This is a genomic window from Acinetobacter sp. SwsAc6 (genome assembly GCF_013391565.1).
In the GTDB taxonomy this organism is placed as follows: Bacteria; Pseudomonadota; Gammaproteobacteria; order Pseudomonadales; family Moraxellaceae; genus Acinetobacter; species Acinetobacter cumulans.
Window position 1 is genome coordinate 159,721 of the sequence record NZ_JACAXE010000006.1, and the last position, 14,066, is coordinate 173,786.

Here is a 14,066-nt window from a genome sequence, read left to right on the forward strand (position 1 = left end):
AGGTTAATTGTATGGGCTAAATAGTTTGTAATGCGTCATATATCTATTTAATGAGTTTAACCCGTAGTGTATTGGCCAAAGCAACATTAACCTTGGAATTGAAGCCATAAAAAATGGACGCCGAAACGTCCATTTTGATTTGACTTGAAAAAAGTATTATCCGCGTTGACTCATCGTCTCGTGATAATTTTTTTGTTTTTCAGTGTCAAATTGGCCTTCCCATTTACTAATAACCAGTACCGCAAGTGCGTTACCAATTACGTTTAATGCAGTGCGTGCCATATCTAAAATACGGTCAATACCTGCAATAAATGCTAAGCCTTCCAAAGGAATACCTACACTACCCAATGTTGCAAGAAGTACCACGAAAGATACGCCAGGAACACCTGCAATACCTTTAGAAGTGATCATGAGTGTAAGTACTAGAATGATTTGTTGGCCAATTGAAAGATCGATACCGTAGAGCTGCGCAATAAAAATTGCGGCAATACTTTGATAAAGTGTTGAACCATCTAGGTTAAATGAATAACCAATTGGAATCACGAAGCTAGTAATCGGTTTTGGCGCACCGTAAGCTTCCATTTTTTCCATGATACGAGGTAATACAGTTTCAGAACTTGCTGTTGAATATGCAAGAATGAGCTCGTCTTTCAAGATTTTAATAATGGTCCAGATGCTGAAACCACAAATTTTGGCAACCAATCCTAAAACAACAAAAGCAAAGAATAAAATTGCACCATAAACCAATAATGCTAATTTTACTAAAGGCAATAAAGAACTAAAACCAAAGTTCGCAACAGTTGCAGCGATCAGACCGAATACACCCAGCGGTGCAAACTTCATAATCATGTGCGTTACTTTGAACATGGTTTCAGAAACGGCATTCAATACATTAAGTAAAGGTTGTTTTGTTTCTTGATCTAAAGCACCTAAACCAATACCAAACATCACCGAGAAGAAAATAATCGGTAGCATTTGACCGCTAGTGAGAGCTGCGAAGAAGTTTGGTGGAATCAGCGATAATACAGTTTGCACGATACCATGTGATTGCTCACTAACTGCATGGGTCGTTTCTTGGTATTTAGAAATATCCACTTGGGTGAGGCTAGACATGTCAATGCCTGCACCTGGTTGGAAAATGTTTGCAGCAACTAAACCCACTAAAATTGCAACTGTGGTAATAATTTCAAAATACAAAATCGTTCTGAAACCAAGCTTACCAAGGCTTGCCCCTTGACTCGTATTTGCAATACCCAAAATTAACATTGATACCACAAGTGGAATCACAATCATTTTGATGAGGTTAATGAAAATTGAGCCCAATGGAGTTAAAACATTACTCACTAGGGCATCACGATATTCAGGAGAATAGTGAAGGAATGAGCCTACAAGTATACCTAAAATCAGCGCAATAACGATTTGCCACGCAAGGCTCATCTTAATTTTTTTCATACTCAGCTCTGAAAAAAGTTATCTAGAAATAAAATCCGCAAAAGGTCCTCATACCCGTATTAAAAAACAGAGTATTCATGGCGAGAAAAAGCGGATTGGGAGAACTTTATTGTGAATCGATTGTGGTGAATCGGCCAACAAAATTTAATCATTGCTATTCTATTTGGTTATATTTGGGACAGTTTTAGTTATGAAATCGATTTTTAAGTTATATTTTATTTATAAAGTAGATGAAAACGAAGAATCAATGCAATTTAGCTCTAGCGGTGAGTCTGAAATAAGCAATGGTGAAGCAAATGGCCATAAAACATGCTAAATAGATTAATTTAGGTACGACAAGACTAGTTTCTACACCCATTTGGTTGAGTTGGATGAACATTTGTATCCCTTGGGTAGATGGTAGGAGCATTGAGAAAGATTGCATCCATTCAGGCATCGCGGCCAATGGCCAAGCTGTACCTGTTAATAGAAAGAGCGGAATAGATGTAAATACTATAAGGTGTCCAGCGCGTTCAGGCATATCTAAAAATGAAGCTAAGAGTAAGCTTAAAGAAATAATGCATCCTATATAGATCGGCACGGCTAGTAACATACCCCAAAAGTTTCCCCCGCGTGGGTAGTCGTAAAGCCAGAAGGTAAAACCAAATAAATAAAAACATCCCAAACAGCCAATGCATAGTATTGCAAGGAAAATGGCAACGAGTTCTTTAGGTTGAGCAGTCCAGCCTTGTTCACGATAACCTGCAATGAGCATGCACAACCCCAGTAATATCGTTTGATGAATAATTAAAGGTGCAACTGCTGGAAAAATATAACTACCGTAACCAGATAAGGTATTAAACAAAGGCACTTGATGAACAGAAAGAGCGGGGGAGAAATGCGAAATATTGCCAAATTTTTCTGTGTATTCCTTCAATGAGTTTTCAATTGAACTGGCTAAACCAAGGCCAATTTGTTTGGTTTTTAAAAAATTAACCGCACTTAAATACAGTCCAATCCCACCTTCTTCGCCACGTCGTATACTTTGGCTGAGGTTTTCTGGTAATAATAAAATACCATCAGCCTGCTGATGCCGAACCATGTTCTCGGCATCTAAAAAATTTGCAGTCACGGCTTTAATTTCAACATTTGGACTTTGAGCAACTTGACCAATAATCGCTGACGTCATGGCACTTTGCTCTTCATCTACAATTACAATGGGAATGGATTGAGCTTGCTGTGCCTGATAAGCCGTTGGATAAAAAAAGCTATAGAGCACAACTGATAAAATCAGTGTAGTTAAAATAGATGAATTGGCAAAAATATCTTTAAAGGTTTTGCAGAAATAATACAGCAGGCTATTCATGGTTTAAGCCCTCGTGCTTGTTTCTTTAAAAATAGATAGGCCAGCGCACCATATACGAGCGCATAGACCAACAATACCAATAAGGGCTGTACTGAGGAGCTTAAAGGGCTACCAATCACCCATTGTTCAGTTTGTAATTTGGCATAAGGGGTGTAGGGAATAATATGTGCCCAAAACTTGGTAAATAGAGGGGCATTATTTAAAGGTAAAGTCACGCCCGCAAAGCTTAAGGATGAGCCACCATAAACGGCAATCACGCCGAAGGTTTTACTTAAATTACCTGTGGCTAAGACCAAGGCACTGCTTAAAAAGGCATAGGCACTATAAAATACAATTTGAGCCAGCAGAATCAACCACAAATGGCCAGCAATAAACCAACCTCGTACATCAATCAGCCAAAACATCCAGAGCCAAGTCCACACACTAAAAATTGCGACATAGGTTAAATTCTTAGAGAGGAGGGCGTAAAACAAACCTTGCGGTTTTAACCAATCTTGAGCGCGATTAAACTTAAACTCTTGCCCAACAGCAAAGGCCACACAGCAACAGAGCAACAAATGCAATATTGCCGGAATCATATAAGGTTCTAAATAGAACTCATAATTTAAGCCTGGATTGTAAAGTGCAGATATTTTGACATTTGGTGTAGGAGCTTCCAAATAAGGAATTTTTTGTTCTAAATAATTTTGTCCTGCAAAGTTAGCGAGTGCTTGTAAGGTACTTACCAGCATGGCAGAAGAAATAGTATTGCCTACGCTAAAATAGCTTTGGTTATACATAATGCTAATTTCAGCATCTTTGGCTTGTACAAAGCGCTGTTCTGCACCCGAAGGGATCAACACATAGCCCCAAATATTATTTTGGTTCAGTAGACGTTCTATTTCAGCTTGGTTTTCACTGACTGTTTGAATGTGTAGTGTTTCATTGAGTGCCAAATAGCGTTCAATGTTTTGACTTAAGGCACCGTGGTCTTGGTCTAATATTGCAATGGGTAAATGAGACGGTTTACCTTGGGCAAACATACAGCTAAATAGAACAATGACAAACAGGGGGGCAAGGCTGACCAAACACAAATCCCATTTGTGTTTTAATAAGTAGCGACATTCACGGCTGATCCCTGCCCACATACTTATGGTGCCTCTTTAACTTTAAATAAGACACTCATCCCCACTTTTAACTCGGGCATTGCCTGCTCAGGCACTAAATGCACTTTAAAGCTTCGAATATCATAACCGCCTGTTTGACGCGTCGTTTTGATGGTGGCGAATTCACCTTCGGCATCAATATTTTTTACTTTAAAGTTTGCTGTTTTATCTAAGGCAGGAACATAGCCTTGCATGGTTTGAGCCTGATAGACCGAACGGTATTGATCTTCACGAACATTTAAACTAATTGAAATGTCATCATCTAAAATAATACTGGCCACAGGCACACCGATTGCCACTAACTCAGACGGTTTGGCATAGGTTTTGGAAATGGTTCCATTTACTGGTGAGAGCAATTTAGTTTCAGCTTCAAGCGCATTGGCTTCAGCAACTGCAGCATTGGCAATGTCGACTTGTGCGTCGGCAGTAGATTTCTGTTGGGGCGTACTGCCACGTTGTGCACGGGCATATTGCTGATAAGCGGCCTCAGTCATTTGTGCAGAAGAGCGCGCGGCTGCCTGCATTTCATCACGACGTTGACGAGAGATAACACCCTCTTGAAACAAGTGAGCACCGCGGGTATAGGTGGTTTGTGCTAATTCTTGTTGAGCTTTTAACGACTGCCAATTGGCGTATAAGCTGGCAATATTCTCGTCTTGTGAGCCGCGATCTGTGGTGGACTGTAAAGCTAAAGCAGATTGTAAGCTGGCAAGTGCTTGTTGTTTTTTAGCATCAACTTCTGGGCTATATAGTCGTACCAATTCTTGGTTTTTATGTACTTTTTGCCCTTCATGCACATAAATTTCTTCAATTCGGCTCGGCACTTTAGTCGCGATATGAATGGTTTCTGCCTCAACTCGACCTTGTAGTTCTACCTCTTTGGGTTGATAACTTTTCCAGAGTCCAAAAGCAATCAGTCCTAATACACAAATCAGTAGCACAATTGCAATCAGCTTCACGATGCTCGAAACGGGTTTTTTTTGCATATTTGTAGGTTCTGTCTGCTCTTGTTTCTGATTTTCAGCTGACGTGGGTGCAGATTGAGCTACGGAATGACGATTTTGAGTTGAATCTGAATGATCGAGCGTGCTGTTTGCTGTTACATCACTTTTAGCATTCGTTTCAGGGCTTGGGAGCTCTTCTGTGGTCTCTTTTGAATTTGGATCCTGATTCATACGATTCCCCATGTGAATTTAACGAATGTAGTGTGTATTGGGTTGATTGATAAAGCTTTGAAACTGCTGTATCGAGCCGTGGCTTTGTAATAATGTTGCCAATGACATGACATATTTAAAAGCATTCAATGCTGTTTCGGCTTTTAAGCCGTTCAGTGTATTTTGTGCATCAATCACTTGGGTCGCAGTACCCATATCTTCTTTGAATGATAATTGCTGTATGCGTAGGTTCTCTTGAGCTGCCTTTATATTTTGTTGTAGCAGCGCATCACTTTGCTGTGCAGTTTGTGCCTCGCTAAATGCGCTAAAAATTGTATTTTCAATTTCTTGCTTGGTGCGTGCAGTTAAAAGTTCAGAGGCATAGCGTTGTAACTCGGCAGCTTGCACATTTTTGTTTTTATCGATACCTGAAAATAGATTGTATTTGGCACCGACACCCACAATCCAGTTTTGATTGCTGTCTAGGCTGTATTCACCAAAGGCAAATACATTCGGCTTTTTGCTTGCCTGTTGAACTTTTACATTGGCATTGGCCAGTGCTGTGTCCATCTGCATTTTTTGAATGAGTGTGGATTCATTCTCAAAACTGTCTAGCCACTGTTGTAGCGCACGTTGTGGTTGGGTGTTAATAAACAGTGGCGTGGTTAAATCGTTAATTTGGCTATGGTGTAAAAGATTATTTAGCTTAAATAAGCTGGCTTGGTACTGTGCTTGGCTATTATTGACAGAACGTGTTGCATTATTTTGAGCCACTTCAAATTGCATGCGCTGACCTTTACTAATAAAGCCTTGGCGTTCTAATTTAAGTGCATTTTGGTAGTGGAGTTGCATCGCGCTGAGATTGGATTGGCTACTGGCCAATAATTGTTTTTGTAGTTGAGCATTAAAATAGGCTTGGATTAACTCAAAACGCTGTGTGTCTTGTTGTTGCTGCGTGGTTAATTCACTGCGCTGTGCTTTGATTTTAGCAACGTCTTTGGCACTCTGGGTTAAGCCACCTGTGTAAAGAGGCATCATGACAGAGACAGAAGGACGAATCACTTGATCATCCAATACAACCTGTGACGAATCTGGAATTAAACCAACACCGTCATGGATAGGTTGTTTTAAGCTTTCTTTGAGTGGGTCTGCAATTGCACCTAAATTAAACTCATCAATTTTGGCATTTAAACCATTCGTGAGCGACTGCTCAAGGTTATTTTTAACGGCCCCTAAAGGCACGTCTAATTCATTATGAAAAGCGTATGCACGTACGTTAAGATCCACGCGGGGTAAGCCAATGCCTTTAATGGCTTCAGCTTCTAGTTGTGAGGCTTGTTGTAATGCTAAATTGGCTTGATTACTGTAGGAGTTGTTGAGTAAATCAATCTCGGCTTGTTGAAAACTCATACTTTGTGCTGTGCAGAATGGACTTGCCAGCAACGTGCAAACTAGCATTGTACATTTTGTTGCGCTATTCATTTTTATCATTGTATTGAGGCATAAATCTGCACTATTGAAATGTACGAAATATTTTAACATTCAATCGATTCTCCGTATTTTCAACTGCAGTATAAAACAAAGAACAGCTTAATTCGCACCGCATGCATATCAATTTTTTAATTCTGTTTGAAATATATACTTTATTTAGCTTGAGTATAAGCTGAAAATTGGACGCAAAACAGTATGAAGCTTAAGGAAAATTTTGCGCAATTGAAAAGGCATAGCTCACACATGAAGGTGATCTCAGTCGGTTTAAATTGGGGTAGGCATTTAGGTAATAGATCGAATGAAATTCAATCCAGCAAAAAAATTGAATGATCTTGTATGTGTAGGTTAGGAAATATTATTAGTAAAACTCACAAAAAGATCAGCGCCTTATTGAAGTTTTAGCTTTAAATGTCCGACAGCATTGAAATTTTTTCAACTTAATTTACTGCAAGCACAGGCTATCTGTGGTTAAATGCCATCATTTTATTGTGTTTCACTTTGAAAGGAAAAATCATGCGCGCGTACAACTTCTGTGCTGGTCCTGCTGCATTACCTACTGCCGTTTTAGAAAAAGCTCAAGCTGAGATGCTCGATTGGCAAGGCAAGGGTCTTTCGATCATGGAAATGAGCCACCGTAGTGCGGACTATGTTGCTGTTGCTGAAAAAGCAGAAGCAGACTTACGCAAGCTCATGAATATTCCAGAGAACTACAAAGTATTGTTCTTACAAGGTGGTGCATCATTGCAGTTTTCTGCAATTCCACTGAATCTATTGGGTAAAAACAGCAAAGCTGATTATATCCATACAGGGATTTGGTCTGAAAAAGCACTCAAAGAAGCACAGCGCTATGGCGACATTAATGTTGTTGAAGCGGGTACAACTGTAGACGGTAAGCTTGCAATTAAAGACCAAAGTGAATGGAATTTATCTGCAGATGCTGCTTATGTACACTATGCAGACAATGAAACGATTGGTGGTATTCAATTCGCGAATATTCCAGAAACTGATAAACCTTTGGTTGCGGATTTATCTTCAAGTATTTTGTCTGCACCAATTGATGTCAGCAAGTTCGGTCTAATTTACGCTGGTGCGCAAAAGAATATTGGCCCAGCTGGCTTAACAATCGTTATTGTTCGTGATGATTTGTTAGATCAAGCAAAAGCTGAAATTCCAAGTATTTTGAAATATTCTGCACAAGCAAAAAATGATTCTATGGTGAATACGCCATCAACTTATGCATGGTACTTATCAGGTTTAGTTTTTGAATGGTTACTTGCACAAGGTGGTGTAGAAGCCATTCATAAAGCCAATCTTGCAAAAGCTGAACTGCTTTATAGCTATATTGATTCAAGCGACTTTTATGCAAATCCAATTGCTAAAGAAAACCGTTCAATTATGAATGTACCATTTACTTTGGCTAAGCCTGAGCTTGAAAAACAGTTCTTGAAAGAAGCTGAAGAACATCACTTACTTAATTTGGCGGGTCACCGTTCAGTAGGTGGTATGCGTGCGAGCATTTACAATGCTGTACCGCTTGAAGGCGTACAAGCTTTGGTTGACTTTATGGATGATTTTGCAAAACGTAATGCATAATTTCTGTAGCGAAAAAAGCCCATCAAATTGATGGGCTTTTTTTGTATTTGTTTGGAAATTAAAGAATAAATGTATGCAAAATATATGCGCACATCAACATGCCTAATGCAAAAAATAGACATGACATTCCATCGACTTGGTATCGAGAATTCAGTTGGTGTTCGACGCTCTGAATATTTTCTTCTTGCACGATTTTCATAGATATTTATTTTCCGATCTATTTATCGTTAATTCCTATTTCAAGATTGCATTTTTAGCACAAATAATTGATTAAATAAAGTACTAATCTCAATTAAATAACACAATGCTTTTATTTTATTAGTCCAAGGATGAGCATCTACATTAAGCAACGTATTTTTAAGGCTATTTCTATTTCTTGCAGGCATTTTATGATTATATCGGTATATTTTTTGTGATTTATTTAAGATAGTTTTTGAATTTAAAATTGTGGATAAGTGTATTTTAAAATGAATTTAAAAAGCATTAATAAGTCTAAAACTGTGGGTAATTCTATTTAATTAAAGTTTTATGATCAGCATGTTGCTCAAATATTAATGAAATAAAATCAATGGAATATCTTTAAATAATTGATTTTAATTAAATAAAAATCCCTGCATGTGCAGGGATGATTGTTTTTTGCTTTTGAAGCGAAGTCGTTGCTGAGGACTAAGCTTTGCTATAAATATTCGCTTGTAGCCAAACGTTACCACGAATAAATTGACCAATTTGAAAATCTTTAAAATTCGCATCACGGGTGGCAATACGCATCAATACTGCAGGCTGGTTTTCCTCATGAATGAGCGTAACATCATAGAGCGTATAGCTTTGTTGCATAAATTGCATTTCAGTTTTACCTACAATACTGCCTTGGAACCATGCTTCATCTTCTTGACCGAGTGTTTCGCCGTATAGGTAAGCAACCATTTTAGAAAAGTTAACAGTAACAGGCGCTTTGTCATCTTCAGATTGAGGCTCCCAAGCATCGAGCAAGTCTTGTAAGTTTTCTGGCGCCACACCATTATGCTGTGCCAAAATGTCATTTAAAGCACGGTGATGTTTAATTGAAGCAGGATCATCAACCACCAATTGCTCTTGTTCAGCAACGGCTTCTAATTGATATGCCCATGCATTTAACTGTACTGCATAATTTTGTGCTTTGTCATAGTGTGCAGAATTTACGCTATATAAATTATCAAAAGCATAGACCACGCTATTGCCACCAACATTGAGTTGTAAGACCGCTTGTGTGTTGGTTGTGCAACGAATAATCCGTTCGACTTTGGCCGTAACTTTATACGGGCTATCAAAGCACGGAAATGCGGTTTTTACTGCTTTCGGTTTATTGTTTTCTACAGCAATCACTTGGGAGAGTTGCACAGATGCTTTATTTGGCCCTTGAATGAGCCATGTCGTCGCATCCATATCACATTCAGCAGTACAAAGCCCCATAGGCATAATGGGTTGATCAAGCGCTTGGCCTAACCATTTTGGTACGTCTGAGGCAGGTTGATCTGTCAGCAGGGACCAATGTTCAATATGACTACCGAAGTTTTGGTCTTCAATGGTGATAATTTCTGGTCTATTTTGATTTTTCATATACACAATTGATGCTGGGTTGTTATCTATATATTAAATCGAGGGTTATTTTCAATTTTCAAGTCAAGTCATGAAAAAATCGCAATGAAATAGTGCAAATTTTTAAGAATATGCCAAAAAACCTCTCAACTATGGCGCAAAGGATTGGCAATAACTGCCATTTTGTAGATTCTTTCATTCATTTTATATATGTAAATAAGTAGATTGATTTGAATTCTATGTGGTAAATCGTAGAGCTTTGGCATCGAGTTGTCATGCTTCTTTGCTACACTAGTTCTTTGTATTTTGTGTTGGAAGCGTTTTTTTGTTGCCATTTAAACTTTGGGTAGATGCCGATGCATTACCTCGCATTCTTAGAGATGTCATTATTCGCGCATCAGACCGTTATCAACTCGAAGTCACTTTTGTTGCCAATCAAAACGTGGGCATTACACCATCGGTACGGATTAATTCTATTCAGGTCATGAGTGGTGCGGATGCGGCCGATAAAGAAATTATCGATCGGATGAAAGAAAACGACATTGTGATGACGCAAGATATTCCACTGGCAGCGCAAGTGATTGAAAAAGGCGGGATTGCTATTCATCCACGTGGTGAAATTTACACAATAGCCAATGTGAAAGCCCGCCTTCATCTGCGTGATTTTATGGACACCTTACGTGGTGCAGGGGTACAAACAGGTGGGCCACCACCGATTTCAGAGCGAGATAAGCGTGAGTTTTCAAGTAGTTTAGACCAGACCATTATGAAACAAAAACGTAAGACCTCGGTATAAGCCCCATGCCTTCAAAACTCAATCTCATGTCCACGTATGTGCTATTGATCATCATTTGGGCCACAACGCCCTTGGCGATTGTATGGAGTGTGGAAGATATCAACCTATATTGGGCTTTAGCACTACGTTTTTTCTTAGCTTTGCCTTTAGCTGGTGTGTTATTGCTCCTTATGCGCCAAGCATTGCCTTATGACGCACAGTCCATACATAGTTATATTGCTGGTTCATGTAGTTTTATTGGCTCGCAAATTTTTACGTATATGGCAACCAGTTATTTAAGCTCAGGCATTATTGCCTTAATGTTTGGTTTAGCTCCCATTATTACTGGGTTGATTGGTCATTTTGTTTTTCGTATGCATTTGCATCGTCTGCAATGGTTAGGTATGTGTATTGCAGTATGTGGCCTTGGAATTATCTGTATGGGTGGTAGTGGTCAGCATGTACAGCCTATAGGTATATTACTCATGCTTATGAGTGTGCTGATTTATTGTGCATCTATATTTTGGGTAAAAAAAGTCAATGCGCCTCTGAATCCAATAGCCCAAGCAACGGGCTCTATTTTAATTTCTTCGCTCATTGCATTATGTATGGTGCCTTTTATTTGGGTAGATTTACCCACTCAGATGCCTTCCACTAAGTCAGTGTTGGCCTTGTTATATGCTGTGATTATGGCGTCGCTGATTGCAATGTTCTGCTATTTTAAATTGGTGCAAAATATTAAAGCGACAACATTGTCTTTAACCACAGTGATGACGCCCATGTTAGCGATTGTGGTGGGGGCAGTATTCAACCATGAAAAATTAACATTGTTGGTATTGTGCGGTACTGCAGTTTTACTTTTTGGGTTATGTGTTTATTTTTATAAAGATTTTAGGGCGAATCGAACGCTCGCCCACAACCTGAAAAAATAAAGACCTCAGTTTTTACTTTGTGTGAGTTCTACACATTCTGCAATTTTTACACGGTCTTGCGGGTGTAAAGTAATAAAGTATGCACCCGTACGATATTTCCCATTTTCTTCCTGACGGCTATAAACTACATGCGCTGTCGCTGCAATATGAAAGAAATTTTCAGGATGACTAAGCGTCATGTGTAAATAGGTGCCTTCCATGATTGGACGGTCGCTAAAAAAGCTTAAACCTGTTTCTGAAAAATTCACATGCTCAGGTACTGGTAACATGCTTTGTACAATTGCGTCGTATAAAGAGCCCGTAATCAGGTTTAACTTTTGGTTGAATAAGGATAATATTCGAGAAATTTGTTGATCTTTTTCAGCTAATTGTTCTAATTCGTAGTTGAGCGCATGATCAAATTGATCTAACTCTGCAAGTAGTAGAAAATAGCGCGGCAAGATAAAATTAGGATCGTAAGGATCATTTAGCGCAACCTCATCAGAAATGATCTGATAGTTAATGCGCAAGGCAGCATCGATACGAGACATTACGCGACGTTCCGTTAAACCGCTTTGATGCTGTACATTTTCCATAATTAAATTACCTCGGACTAGATGGTTATGTTTAAACCGATCTCGCTATATATTGGGTTGAGGTACACTCGCGCACGGCGCAGTAACCACTTCATTTCTTTTATTGCTTTGGTTTCTATGATCGGCCTCACGTTAGGTGTGGCTGTGCTCATTACGGTCCTTTCCGTAATGAATGGGTTTGACCGTGAGTTGAAAAACCGTGTTTTGGGAATGATACCTCAAGCCACTGTTTCATCAACACAAATTTTAACAAATTGGCCCGATCTTGCAAAGAAAATTGAGCATCATTCCCATGTTCAAGGTGTTGCACCTTTTACACAATTGCAGGGAATGCTGACAGCACAAGGCCAAGTTGCTGGTATTATGGTCAATGGTATTGAACCAAAGTATGAGAAAAAAGTCTCAATTATCCAAGATCACATGATCGCTGGTAGCCTAGATAACCTTAAGCAAGGTGAGTTTGGTATTGTGCTGGGTAAGCAAATGACTGACGCTTTAGGTTTGGGCTTAAATGACAGTATTACCTTGGTATTGCCTGAAGCAACCCCGTCGCCTGCAGGGGTTGTACCTCGCTTTAAGCGTTTTAAAGTGGTGGGGATTTTTAGTATTGGTGCCGAAGTCGATTCTATGATGGGCTATATTGCCTTAAATGACGCATCTACTTTATTGCGCCTACCAGATGGTGCGCAAGGCATACGAATGAAGTTGGACGACATTTTTATGGCGCCACAAGTTTCACAAGAAATTGTGCGTGAGTTACCTGCAAACTTCTATGCTTCGGATTGGACGTATACTCACGGGAATTTGTTTAGCGCGATTCAAATGGAAAAAGCCATGGTGAGTCTGCTTTTGTTCCTAATTGTCTTGGTTGCTGCGTTTAATATTGTTTCTTCATTGGTGATGGTCGTTACGGATAAAAAATCAGATATTGCAATTTTACGTACCTTAGGTGCTTCACCGCGGACAATTACACGAATCTTTATGGTTCAAGGCACCATTATTGGGGTGATTGGTACGGTGTCTGGTGCAATTTTGGGAATTATTGCAGCTTCAGGGATTAGTGGTTTTGTTGGTTGGTTAAATACAGCATTAGGCTTACACATGTTTGATGCCTACTTTATTAACTATTTACCATCATATTTAAGATGGCAAGATGTGTGTTTAATCGTGGTGTTGTCATTGTTGTTGAGTTTCTTGGCAACGATTTACCCTGCAATGCGTGCAGCTAAAATTCAACCTGCGGAGGCATTGCGTTATGAGTAATGTAGTTTTAGATGCGCAAAATATCAGTAAGTCATTTACCGATGGTAAAACAACTGTTGATGTGATTCGTAATTTGTCGCTTCAGGTTAAAACAGGCGAGTTTATTTCGATTGTGGGTTCGAGTGGCTCAGGTAAAAGTACATTGCTTCATGTTTTGGGTGGCCTAGATCGCCCAACAACGGGGCAGGTATTTGTACAGGGACGCCGTTTTGACAATTTGGGTGAGGCTGAGCGCGGTTATATCCGTAATGAGCATTTAGGCTTTGTTTATCAATTTCATCATTTATTGCCTGAATTTAGCGCTTTAGAAAATGTAGCGATGCCATTGATGCTTCGCAAAGGGACAAATTTTAAAGAAGTAAACCAACAAGCTGAGTATTTGCTTGAACGTGTGGGATTGTCTCATCGTTTAACCCATAAACCAGGCGAATTATCAGGTGGTGAGCGTCAGCGTGTGGCTTTGGCTCGCGCTTTAGTGACTAAACCCAAACTGATGATGGCAGATGAGCCAACGGGTAACCTTGACCGTAAAACTGCGGTGAAAATTTTTGAGTTACTTTCGGAGTTACGTCAAGAATTTAATATGGCGATGCTGATTGTGACGCATGATGAGCAATTGGCAAAATCCGCAGATGCTGTTTTGCACATGCAAGATGGTGTTTGGGTCGATCACTGAGTAGCAATTGAGTACTTAGTCTATAAGCATATTATTGGAATATTCCGCTATGAATTGAAGCTCACCTCGGTGGGCTTTATTATTGCCAGC

The 14,066-nt window shown here is 39.4% G+C and carries 12 protein-coding genes; 5 read left to right on the forward strand and 7 right to left on the reverse strand.

The window, feature by feature from the left end; genetic code table 11:
* Positions 1–156 precede the first annotated feature (156 nt).
* The 5 genes from gltP to HYG93_RS06565 all read right to left on the reverse strand — a co-directional run bounded on the left by gltP (position 157) and on the right by HYG93_RS06565 (position 6,554).
* Complete coding sequence (gene gltP / locus HYG93_RS06545) at positions 157–1,452, reverse strand: glutamate/aspartate:proton symporter GltP (protein ID WP_120367256.1); 1,296 nt, start codon at positions 1,450–1,452, stop codon at positions 157–159.
* A 244-nt stretch (positions 1,453–1,696) separates the two neighbouring features.
* A complete protein-coding gene (locus HYG93_RS06550) occupies positions 1,697–2,797 on the reverse strand; it encodes an ABC transporter permease (protein ID WP_178962085.1) in 1,101 nt (366 codons plus the stop codon).
* Positions 2,794–3,924 carry an ABC transporter permease gene (locus HYG93_RS06555; RefSeq protein ID WP_178962086.1) on the reverse strand — a complete coding sequence of 377 codons (1,131 nt, stop codon included), beginning with the start codon at positions 3,922–3,924 and terminating at the stop codon, positions 2,794–2,796. The genes HYG93_RS06550 and HYG93_RS06555 overlap by 4 nt, the downstream gene beginning before the upstream one ends.
* Before the next feature lie 2 nt (positions 3,925–3,926).
* The gene (locus HYG93_RS06560; RefSeq protein WP_120364518.1) at positions 3,927–5,117 is read right to left on the reverse strand and encodes an HlyD family secretion protein; all 1,191 of its coding nucleotides are present in this window, start codon (positions 5,115–5,117) and stop codon (positions 3,927–3,929) included.
* Positions 5,118–5,135: 18 nt separating this feature from the next.
* The gene (locus HYG93_RS06565) at positions 5,136–6,554 is read right to left on the reverse strand and encodes a TolC family protein (protein WP_256733393.1); all 1,419 of its coding nucleotides are present in this window, start codon (positions 6,552–6,554) and stop codon (positions 5,136–5,138) included.
* Between the two features lie 546 nt (positions 6,555–7,100).
* Here HYG93_RS06565 and serC point away from each other — a divergent pair.
* A complete protein-coding gene (serC, locus tag HYG93_RS06570; protein ID WP_106985675.1) occupies positions 7,101–8,180 on the forward strand; it encodes a 3-phosphoserine/phosphohydroxythreonine transaminase in 1,080 nt (359 codons plus the stop codon).
* Positions 8,181–8,846: 666 nt separating this feature from the next.
* On the opposite strand, the gene HYG93_RS06575 is transcribed toward serC, so the two are convergent.
* Entirely contained in the window at positions 8,847–9,776 is a 930-nt protein-coding gene (locus tag HYG93_RS06575; RefSeq protein ID WP_106985674.1) for a hypothetical protein, read from the reverse strand.
* A gap of 304 nt (positions 9,777–10,080) precedes the next feature.
* Here HYG93_RS06575 and HYG93_RS06580 point away from each other — a divergent pair, with 304 nt between their 5' ends.
* Together HYG93_RS06580 and HYG93_RS06585 are read left to right on the forward strand one after the other, a co-directional pair.
* Entirely contained in the window at positions 10,081–10,551 is a 471-nt protein-coding gene (locus tag HYG93_RS06580; RefSeq protein WP_106985673.1) for a YaiI/YqxD family protein, read from the forward strand.
* 5 nt (positions 10,552–10,556) lie between these two features.
* Positions 10,557–11,462, forward strand: a complete 906-nt coding sequence (locus tag HYG93_RS06585; protein WP_117007484.1) for a DMT family transporter — start codon at positions 10,557–10,559, stop codon at positions 11,460–11,462.
* A 5-nt stretch (positions 11,463–11,467) separates the two neighbouring features.
* Here HYG93_RS06585 and HYG93_RS06590 read toward each other — a convergent pair whose 3' ends face one another.
* On the reverse strand, positions 11,468–12,037 hold the full coding sequence (locus tag HYG93_RS06590; protein ID WP_106985671.1) for a PilZ domain-containing protein: 570 nt from the start codon (positions 12,035–12,037) through the stop codon (positions 11,468–11,470).
* Positions 12,038–12,064: 27 nt separating this feature from the next.
* Between HYG93_RS06590 and HYG93_RS06595 the strand changes: the two genes are divergently transcribed.
* Positions 12,065–13,300, forward strand: coding sequence for a lipoprotein-releasing ABC transporter permease subunit (locus tag HYG93_RS06595; RefSeq protein ID WP_117007485.1), 1,236 nt, complete (start codon positions 12,065–12,067; stop codon positions 13,298–13,300).
* Positions 13,293–13,976 carry a lipoprotein-releasing ABC transporter ATP-binding protein LolD gene (lolD, locus tag HYG93_RS06600; protein ID WP_106985669.1) on the forward strand — a complete coding sequence of 228 codons (684 nt, stop codon included), beginning with the start codon at positions 13,293–13,295 and terminating at the stop codon, positions 13,974–13,976. The genes HYG93_RS06595 and lolD overlap by 8 nt, the downstream gene beginning before the upstream one ends.
* Positions 13,977–14,066 lie beyond the last annotated feature (90 nt).

What these genes read in the sequence shown, in the direction of transcription:
- gltP (WP_120367256.1), bottom strand. Translation starts at nt 1,452, where the DNA reads ATGAAAAAAATTAAGATGAGCCTTGCGTGGCAAATCGTTATTGCGCTG.
- HYG93_RS06550 (WP_178962085.1), bottom strand. Translation starts at nt 2,797, where the DNA reads ATGAATAGCCTGCTGTATTATTTCTGCAAAACCTTTAAAGATATTTTT.
- HYG93_RS06555 (WP_178962086.1), bottom strand. Translation starts at nt 3,924, where the DNA reads ATGTGGGCAGGGATCAGCCGTGAATGTCGCTACTTATTAAAACACAAA.
- HYG93_RS06560 (WP_120364518.1), bottom strand. Translation starts at nt 5,117, where the DNA reads ATGAATCAGGATCCAAATTCAAAAGAGACCACAGAAGAGCTCCCAAGC.
- HYG93_RS06565 (WP_256733393.1), bottom strand. Translation starts at nt 6,554, where the DNA reads ATGCTAGTTTGCACGTTGCTGGCAAGTCCATTCTGCACAGCACAAAGT.
- serC (WP_106985675.1), top strand. Translation starts at nt 7,101, where the DNA reads ATGCGCGCGTACAACTTCTGTGCTGGTCCTGCTGCATTACCTACTGCC.
- HYG93_RS06575 (WP_106985674.1), bottom strand. Translation starts at nt 9,776, where the DNA reads ATGAAAAATCAAAATAGACCAGAAATTATCACCATTGAAGACCAAAAC.
- HYG93_RS06585 (WP_117007484.1), top strand. Translation starts at nt 10,557, where the DNA reads ATGCCTTCAAAACTCAATCTCATGTCCACGTATGTGCTATTGATCATC.
- HYG93_RS06590 (WP_106985671.1), bottom strand. Translation starts at nt 12,037, where the DNA reads ATGGAAAATGTACAGCATCAAAGCGGTTTAACGGAACGTCGCGTAATG.
- HYG93_RS06595 (WP_117007485.1), top strand. Translation starts at nt 12,065, where the DNA reads ATGTTTAAACCGATCTCGCTATATATTGGGTTGAGGTACACTCGCGCA.
- lolD (WP_106985669.1), top strand. Translation starts at nt 13,293, where the DNA reads ATGAGTAATGTAGTTTTAGATGCGCAAAATATCAGTAAGTCATTTACC.